Genomic DNA, 6,937 nt, shown 5'->3' with positions numbered 1-6,937 from the left:
CGGGGGCGGCGCGGCCCGTCCGGAGGACGCGGCCACCGGGCCTGGCGGTCACGCGGAGGCCGGGCGGGTGCCGGGAGGGGAACCGTCGCGGGGGCGTCGGCCGGCGCGGACGGTTCGGCCCGGTGCGGCGCGGGCCTCGGTCGGGATGGCCGCCCGCCGCGGAACCCTTCCGCGGCGAAGGCACACTGTCGTGATGCGACCACAGTGCGCAGGGTCCAGAGCGCTAGACCCAGGAAACGCCGCGCATGGTGGATTCCCCCTCCAGATGTGCGGGGGGCCGCGGAGCCCCGCGGCCCCTTGTGGACGGCCACGGCGGCCGTCCGCCTGTTGAGGTATCGAAGGTACCGGTTTCCGACGCACTCCGCACACGTTGCAACTATCGTGTTACACAACGTGATGCATAGGGGGGAAGGATGACGGCAGTGCAGTCGTCCGCCGAGGACCGAGGTGGCGACCTTACCCACACGTCCCGGCGCCCAGGGGGATCCGGGCGGCCGTCCCTGCTGGCCGTCTACGTCCCGGCGGTGGTGCTGCTGCACCTGGCGCTGACCGCCGCGGGGCTCTGGCGCACCTCGTTCCGGCTGGAAGATCTACTCACATTTACCGCTCTCTTGGCCTGTGGGGCGGTCTGCATCGAGGCGTCCCGGCGTCTCGGGATGCCCGCGGGCGTCGCACGCGACCTGCTGTCGGCGTGGTGGCTGCCGGTGGCGCTGCTCCTGCCGCCGGTGTACGCGCTGCTGATCCCGATCCCGCTGCAGACGCTGCTCCAGTTCCGCGTCCGCCGGACGCTGCTGTACCGGCGGATCATGGTCACCTCGGCGCTCGGACTGGCGGGCGCCTGCGCGAGCGTCGTCTTCCACTCCGTGATCCCCGAACCACTGGCGGACGGTCCGGGCTGGGTCGTCGACGGCTATCCGGGCATCCCGGTCGCGGTCGCCTGCGCGGCCCTGTTCACCGTCCTCAACACGGGGATCGTCGCCGTCGCCGCCCACGCGGCCGCCCCCGGGAACCGGTGGCGCGAGGTCCTCTGGAACCGCGAGAGCCTCCTGCTGGACGTCGTGGAACTCTGCGTCGGCGTGATCGTCACGATCACCAGCGCGGTCTCCCCGGCGCTCCTGCTGCTCGCGCTGCCCCCGGTCGTCCTGCTCCAGCGCAGCCTGATGCACCAGCAGCTCCAGGCCGCCGCCCGCACCGACGCCAAGACCGGCCTCCTGAACGCCGCCGCCTGGCAGCGCGAGGCCGACACCGAGCTGTCCCGGGCCCAGCGCACGGACGAGGCGCTGGCCCTCCTCCTGATCGACATCGACCACTTCAAGAAGGTCAACGACAACCACGGCCACCTGATCGGCGACCAGGTCCTGATCGGCGTCGCGAGCACCCTCTGCGGCCAGGTCCGCGACTACGACGTGGTCGGGCGCTTCGGCGGCGAGGAGTTCGTCGTCCTCCTCCCGGGCGCCGACACCGTCGAGGCGTGCCGCATCGCCGAGCGCCTCCGCGGCCGCGTCCGCCGCCTCGCCGTCCCCGCCGACCATGGCACCGTCGCCGTCACGATCTCCGTGGGCGTCGCCCTCCTCCACACCCACGGCTCCGACCTCATCGAACTCCTCGCCGCCGCCGACCTCGCCCTCTACCGGGCCAAGGAGTCGGGCCGCGACCGGGTCTGCCTCCCCGCCGTGGAAGGCCCCCACCCCACCGACGACTGACCCGCCCCCACCCCAGCGAAGCCGTCCCCCGCTCGCCTCATCCCCTGCCCTCTGCCTCCGGAGCGTCCTTCTGGACGATCACCCTGGGGCAGGGGGCGTTTCGTTGGCCGGGGTGGGGTGGTTCGGCGGATATGTGTGCCGGGTCACGTTTACTCGGGACTGGGTGGACGGTGGGGTCTTGGAAGGGTGCGACGAACGGTGCCCGGGACCCAATAGGCTTGAGGATTATGGCCGAGTACATCTACACGATGCAGCGTGTGCGCAAGGCACATGGCGACAAGGTCGTCCTCGACGACGTCACCTTGCACTTCCTGCCAGGCGCCAAGATCGGCGTGCTGGGACCGAACGGCACCGGCAAGTCGACGCTGCTGCGGATGATGGCCGGTCTGGAGCAGCCGTCCAACGGCGACGCCAAGCTCATGCCGGGGTTCACGGTGGGCATCCTCCAGCAGGAGCCGCCGCTGAACGAGGAGAAGACCGTCCTCGGGAACGTCGAGGAGGGCGTCGCCGAGACCAAGGCGATGCTCGACCGGTTCAACGAGATCGCCGAGCAGATGGCGACCGACTACTCCGACGAGCTCATGTCGGAGATGGGCAAGCTGCAGGACGAGCTCGACCACCGCAACGCCTGGGACCTGGACTCCCAGCTCGAGCAGGCGATGGACGCGCTGCGCTGCCCCCCGCGGGACGCCGACGTGACCATGCTCTCCGGTGGTGAGCGCCGCCGCGTGGCGCTCTGCAAGCTCCTGCTGCAGGCCCCCGACCTGCTGCTGCTGGACGAGCCGACCAACCACCTGGACGCCGAGTCCGTCCAGTGGCTGGAGCAGTTCCTCGCCAAGTACGAGGGCACCGTCCTCGCCGTCACCCACGACCGGTACTTCCTGGACAACGTCGCGACGTGGATCCTGGAGCTGGACCGGGGCCGCTGCCACCCCTACGAGGGCAACTACTCCACCTACCTGGAGAAGAAGGCCGAGCGGCTCAAGGTCGAGGGCAACAAGGACGCCAAGCGCAAGAAGCGCCTCGAGGACGAGCTCGAGTGGGTCCGGTCGAACCCGAAGGCCCGCCAGACCAAGTCCAAGGCCCGTCTCCAGCGGTACGAGGAGATGGCCTCCGAGGCCGCCAAGACCCGGAAGCTGGACTTCGAGGAGATCCAGATCCCGCCGGGCCCGCGCCTGGGCAACACCGTGATCGTCGCCGACAAGCTCACCAAGGGCTTCGGCGACCGGGTCCTGATGGACAACCTGTCCCTCAACCTGCCGCCGAACGGCATCGTCGGCGTCATCGGCCCGAACGGCGTCGGCAAGACCACCCTGTTCCGCATGATCGTCGGCGAGGAGAAGCCGGACAGCGGCGTGCTCCGCGTCGGTGAGACGGTCCAGGTCTCCTACGTGGACCAGGGCCGCGGCGGCATCGACCCGGACAAGACGGTGTGGCAGGTCGTCTCGGACGGCCTGGACCACATCAACGTCGGCCAGGTCGAGATGCCGTCCCGCGCCTACGTCGCCGCGTTCGGCTTCAAGGGCCCGGACCAGCAGAAGCCCGCGGGCGTCCTGTCCGGCGGCGAGCGCAACCGGCTGAACCTCGCGCTCACCCTGAAGCAGGGCGGCAACGTCCTCCTGCTGGACGAGCCGACCAACGACCTCGACACCGAGACCCTGTCGAGCCTGGAGAACGCCCTCCTGGAGTTCCCCGGCTGCGCCGTGATCACCTCGCACGACCGGTGGTTCCTGGACCGCATCGCCACGCACATCCTCGCGTGGGAGGACGGTTCGAACTGGTTCTGGTTCGAGGGCAACTTCGCCGACTACGAGAAGAACAAGATCGAGCGCCTGGGCGCCGACGCGGCCCGTCCGCACCGCGTGACGCACCGTCGCCTCACCCGCGACTGACCGGACACGGCCCGCCGGCCGAGTCCGGCGGGCCGTGTCCGGCCTCTTCGGAGCGCCGCGTCCCAGGAGGGGCGCGGCGCTCCGCCCTTTTCGCCCTGGTCCGTTCGGGTGGGGTGAGGAGGACAGGAGCATGATCCATTGCCGGCGGGCGGTGAACGGGCGGGCCGGGACGCCGGGTAGCATCGGCCCGCGATCCATCTTCGACGACCCCGGGCGAGGACATGCAGAGCGGTGACGAGCGGCCCATGGCGGACTTCCGACACGTGTACGAGTTCCACCTGAGGTTCGGCGACATCGACTCGCAGGGACACGTGAACAACGTGAAGTTCCTCGGCTACCTGGAGGACGCGCGGCTGGAGATGTTCCACGCCGATCCCGTCCGCAAGGGTGAGGAGCCGATCCGGGGGATGGTCGTCGCGCGGCACGAGATCGACTACGTGACCCCGCTGCTGCCGACCGTCGAGCCCGTCCGGGTGGAGACGTGGATCACCCGGGCGCGGGGCGCGTCGTTCACGCTGGCCTACGAGGTGCGGGACGACGAGAACGTGTACGCCCGCGCGACCTCGGTGCTCGTCGCGTTCGATGTGGAGAACAACCGGCTGCGCCGGTTCACGCCGTACGAGCGCGACTTCATCGGCCGGTACCTGACCCCCGCCGAGTAGGCGGAGGCCAGGCCCGTCCACGAGGCCCGGCGAGCCGGGCCTGTCCGTGCGGCAAGGCCGGGCCTGCCCGCGTGGCCGGGGCTGTCCGCGTGGCCGGGGCTGTCCGCGTGGCCGGACCTGGCCGTGTGGCCGGGGTCGCCCGGCCACACGGATATCGGGCGTGTTCAGCCCGCCGGGACCGCGACCGCGGCCGCGTGGGCGTCGATGATCTCGGTCAGGGCCCGGACGAACAGCGCGGTGTTCTCGAACGGGAGTCCGTGCCCCGAGGGGACCTCGACCAGGCGGGCGTTCGGGATGGCCGCGGCCAGGTGCCGCTGGTGGTGGGGCGGGACGACGCGGTCGTCCGTGCTGGAGACCACCACGGTCGGGGCGCTGATCTTCGGGAGCAGGCCGGTGATGTCGACGGTGACGTCGGTCTCGATCTGGCGCAGGTAGCCCTCCCCGGCGGCCTGGACGGCCTGGGTGAAACCGGCCGTGGCGGCGGCGAAGTCGTACGCGGTCCGGGCGCGGAGGGTGTCGGCGCCCATCGCGGTGGCCTGGAGCAGGCGGGCCTGGAGCTCGGGGTCCAGGCGGGTGAGGCGCGCCCAGAGGTCGAACTGGAAGGCCATCCAGGCGTCGGTCCTGGCCCATCCGGCGTGCGCGGTGAGGGACAGGACGCGGTCCGGGACGGTCCCGGCGGCGGCCGTGGCGACGGTCGCGCCGAGGGAGTGCCCGGCGAGGTGGAAGCGGTCCAGCCCGGCGTGGTCGGCCGCGCCCACGACCTGCCTGACCAGGTCGTCCACGAAGATGGGGCCGCCGGAGTCGCGGGTCGCGCCCGCGCCGGACAGGTCTGGGGCGAGGAGGGTGAAGCGGTCGGCGAGGGCGTCGATGAGCGGGCCCCAGTTGCCGGGGCCGTCCGCGCCGGTGCCGTGGACGAGGACGAGGCCGGGCCCGGTCCCGGTGAGCAGGTAGTTGACGGTGCTGGGGCCGGTGCTGAGCTGGACGTCGACAGTGGGCATGAAGGATTCCTCTCAGAGGGCGGGTTCGACCGCCGCGCGTCGCTCGACGGCGGCGGTGGCGGTGGCGGTGGTGGTGGTGACGGTGGAGACGGACGAGTCAGCGGTCGGACGAAGGAGCCGCGCGACGATCAGCGCTCCGACCAGGGACAACGCGGAGAGTGCCCACAGCGCGTCGTGGAGCGCGCCCGCGTACGCGTGCGTGGCGGCCTCGGCGTAGCCGGTCGCCGCGACGCCGGGCGGGGGAGTCATGTCGCCCTGGAGCAGCCGGGACGTGGCGGCGGACGCGGCGCCGTCGCCGTAGCGTCCGGCCAGGCCGGAGCGGGTGAGGGTGGTGAGCAGCGCGCCGAGGACGGTGACGGCGACGACCTCGCCGCTGATCCGGAAGGTGTTGAACAGGCCCGCCGCCATCCCGGCGCGTTCGGGCTCGACGGCGGAGATCGCCGCGCCGTCCATGATGGCCAGGGAGATCCCGAAGCCGGTGCCGACCAGCAGCAGCGGCGCGGCGAGGGAGCCCGCGCCCGCGCCGCCCGGGACGAGCGCCAGCAGCGCCGTCCCGGCCGCGACCAGCAGCAACGTCAGGACGAGCAGGACGCGCTGGGACAGCCACCGGCCGAGGACGCCGGTGAGCGGCGGCAGGACGAGCGCGGGCCCGGTGAGCAGCATCAGCGTCAGGCCCGCCGTGCCCGCCGACGCGTGCAGCGTCGCCATGAGGTACGGCGGCAGGACGATCGTGAGCGCGACGAACCCGAACGCGAGCAGGAACGGCATCGCGGAGATCGCCACGAAGCGCGGGCGGGTGAGCAGCGCGAGGTCCACGAGCGGGCTGGGATGACGGCGCTCGACGAGCGCGAACGCGGCCAGCAGGAGGACGCAGACGGTGAACCCGCCGAGGACGGCGCCGTGCGTCCAGCCGAGCGAGGGGCCCTCGACCAGCGCGAACGTGAACGCGGAGAGGCCGAGCGTGAAGGTCGCGGCGCCCGTCCAGTCGATCGGGCCGGGAGCGTCCCGCCGTGACTCGGTGAGCAGCGGGACGGCGAGCAGGCTCGGCAGCAGCGCGACGGCGGCGACGCCGAAGAACGCCCGCCAGCCGAGGCCGGTGACGAGCAGCCCGGCGATGACCGGGCCGAACGCCAGGCCGAGGCCGAGGACGGTCCCGAACAGGCCGAACGCGCGGGTGCGGGACGGGCCGCCTGTGAAGGCGGCGGCGATCAGAGCGCTGCCTCCGGTGGTCGCCGCGGCGGCTCCCGCCCCGGCGAGCAGGCGCGCGGCGACGAGCGTCCCGATGCCCGGCGCGAGCGTCGCGAGCAGCATGGACGCGGTGAAGACGGCGATCCCGCCCGCGAACATGCGGCGCCGTCCGATCCGGTCGGCGAGCGAGCCGGTGCTCGCCATGAGGCTCGCGAAGGTCAGGAAGAACGCGTTGACGACCCACTGCGAGGCGGCGAGGCCGGTGTGCAGCGACCGTCCGACGTCGGCGGTCGCCTCGGCGGCGCCGGTGGCGGTGACCGGGATGAGCAGCAGCGCGCCGCAGACCACGGTGAGCGTCGCCGCGGGGGAGGTGCGCCGGGCGGAGCCGGGCATGTCGTGTCCCTTCGAGGTCGAATAACCATCAGAACCCTGATGCAGGTACGAGCTTTGATGCGAATACGGATCTTGTCAAGTCATCGAGTCCTGGTAGGGTG

Annotated in this window: 5 protein-coding genes; 3 read left to right on the top strand and 2 right to left on the bottom strand. The window is 72.0% G+C overall.

The features are described 5' to 3' along the window. The first annotated feature begins 413 nt into the window (after positions 1 to 413). From EBO15_RS35575 to EBO15_RS35565, 3 genes are all read left to right on the top strand, one after another. On the top strand, positions 414 to 1,703 hold the full coding sequence (locus EBO15_RS35575; RefSeq protein ID WP_122198866.1) for a GGDEF domain-containing protein: 1,290 nt from the start codon (positions 414 to 416) through the stop codon (positions 1,701 to 1,703). A gap of 227 nt (positions 1,704 to 1,930) precedes the next feature. Continuing rightward, positions 1,931 to 3,595 carry an energy-dependent translational throttle protein EttA gene (gene ettA, locus EBO15_RS35570; protein ID WP_122198865.1) on the top strand — a complete coding sequence of 555 codons (1,665 nt, stop codon included), beginning with the start codon at positions 1,931 to 1,933 and terminating at the stop codon, positions 3,593 to 3,595. Between the two features lie 245 nt (positions 3,596 to 3,840). Beyond that, the gene (locus EBO15_RS35565; RefSeq protein WP_122198864.1) at positions 3,841 to 4,257 is read left to right on the top strand and encodes an acyl-CoA thioesterase; all 417 of its coding nucleotides are present in this window, start codon (positions 3,841 to 3,843) and stop codon (positions 4,255 to 4,257) included. 164 nt (positions 4,258 to 4,421) lie between these two features. Here EBO15_RS35565 and EBO15_RS35560 read toward each other — a convergent pair whose 3' ends face one another. Beyond that, complete coding sequence (locus tag EBO15_RS35560) at positions 4,422 to 5,255, bottom strand: alpha/beta fold hydrolase (protein WP_122198863.1); 834 nt, start codon at positions 5,253 to 5,255, stop codon at positions 4,422 to 4,424. 12 nt (positions 5,256 to 5,267) lie between these two features. Then, positions 5,268 to 6,836 (bottom strand): MFS transporter, encoded by a 1,569-nt coding sequence (locus tag EBO15_RS35555; protein WP_122198862.1) that lies wholly within the window; start codon positions 6,834 to 6,836, stop codon positions 5,268 to 5,270. Positions 6,837 to 6,937: the final 101 nt, after the last annotated feature.

This window comes from Actinomadura harenae (assembly GCF_003696215.1).
GTDB classification, from domain to species: domain Bacteria; phylum Actinomycetota; class Actinomycetes; order Streptosporangiales; family Streptosporangiaceae; genus Spirillospora; species Spirillospora harenae.
Note: the sequence above shows the minus strand (reverse complement) of the source record. Positions and strands in the feature narration are given on the sequence as shown.

Coding starts and splice junctions, on each gene's coding strand:
- EBO15_RS35560 (WP_122198863.1), bottom strand. CDS start 5,255: ATGCCCACTGTCGACGTCCAGCTCAGCACCGGCCCCAGCACCGTCAAC.
- EBO15_RS35555 (WP_122198862.1), bottom strand. CDS start 6,836: ATGCCCGGCTCCGCCCGGCGCACCTCCCCCGCGGCGACGCTCACCGTG.
- ettA (WP_122198865.1), top strand. CDS start 1,931: ATGGCCGAGTACATCTACACGATGCAGCGTGTGCGCAAGGCACATGGC.
- EBO15_RS35565 (WP_122198864.1), top strand. CDS start 3,841: ATGGCGGACTTCCGACACGTGTACGAGTTCCACCTGAGGTTCGGCGAC.
- EBO15_RS35575 (WP_122198866.1), top strand. CDS start 414: ATGACGGCAGTGCAGTCGTCCGCCGAGGACCGAGGTGGCGACCTTACC.